Below are 945 nucleotides of genomic sequence, written 5' to 3' on the forward strand. Positions count from 1 at the left end.
CCTCCGGGAGAGGGTTGGGGAGAGGGGATCAAAGGGATGAATCGCTCTACTTTTTCACTTATAAATTTACCACTACCAAATTTTTTAAGTTTAGAGCTGTCCGGTTAAACGCAATCCTGAACTAAGGGATCGAATGTCCCGACGATCGACAAGACCGATTACCGTCCTGTGCATCGGACTGCTCGCAGTCTTTCCCCTTGCGGCGCAGACGCCACTACCCCCTCCGACCGAGAGCACGCCCTCTGCGGAGCCCCAACCGGTTCGCCGGTGGCTCGACGAGGTGCGCGCGCAACGGCAAAAAATCCGGCAGGAACGTCGCCGCGCCGCACGGGAGGCCCGGCGTCGGATCGACCCCTGGGGCGCGGCCCGGCAAGAGATACGAGAACAGGAAACCCAACGCCGTCACGATACCTTTTTGGAGCATATAGAGCGCGACCGCGAGACCTTCCGCAACCAAGTCCCCTGGCAACTCCGGCAAAGCCCCTGGCAGGAAGAGACCTCCGGGTTTTCCGCACCACCGTTACCATCTCCAGCCGACGCTGCCACGGGGGCATCCGGGCAGGCGTCACCACAGACGCTGACCTATCCTCTGCCAGGTTGGGACAACCCTTGGTATTATCGAGGCTGGTGAAATCCGGGTTCCCAGTCGAAAACCAGACGGCCGCAGCAGGGACAAGGAAACCTGATCTGGTCGTACATCATTTATTGTTTCGGTAGTGGTAAATTTTTAAGTGAGAGCAGTCGAGAGGTTCACCGACCACTCCCGGTTTCTTTTTGATCCCCTCTCCCTGGCCCCCTCGCTACGCTCGGGGCAGGCTCTCTCCCGGCGGGAGCGGGGCGAAGCTCGTAGCCCAACAAATCATTTAAAATTGGCTCTTTATGGATTCCAGACTGGTTAGGATATTTTGCGCAAATTTGCCTTCTCAGCAAGCCAGAGGGGCGGCG

1 protein-coding gene is annotated in these 945 nt (G+C 58.0%); it reads left to right on the forward strand.

From position 1 onward, the window contains the following. The first annotated feature begins 133 nt into the window (after positions 1–133). Complete coding sequence (locus tag BQ17_RS20160; protein WP_141699075.1) at positions 134–631, forward strand: hypothetical protein; 498 nt, start codon at positions 134–136, stop codon at positions 629–631. Positions 632–945: the final 314 nt, after the last annotated feature.

This window comes from Candidatus Thiosymbion oneisti (assembly GCF_900092655.1).
Lineage (GTDB): Bacteria > Pseudomonadota > Gammaproteobacteria > Chromatiales > Chromatiaceae > Thiosymbion > Thiosymbion oneisti.

Bases quoted from the DNA above. Each gene is read 5' to 3' on its own strand.
- BQ17_RS20160 (WP_141699075.1), top strand. From the start codon at position 134: ATGTCCCGACGATCGACAAGACCGATTACCGTCCTGTGCATCGGACTG.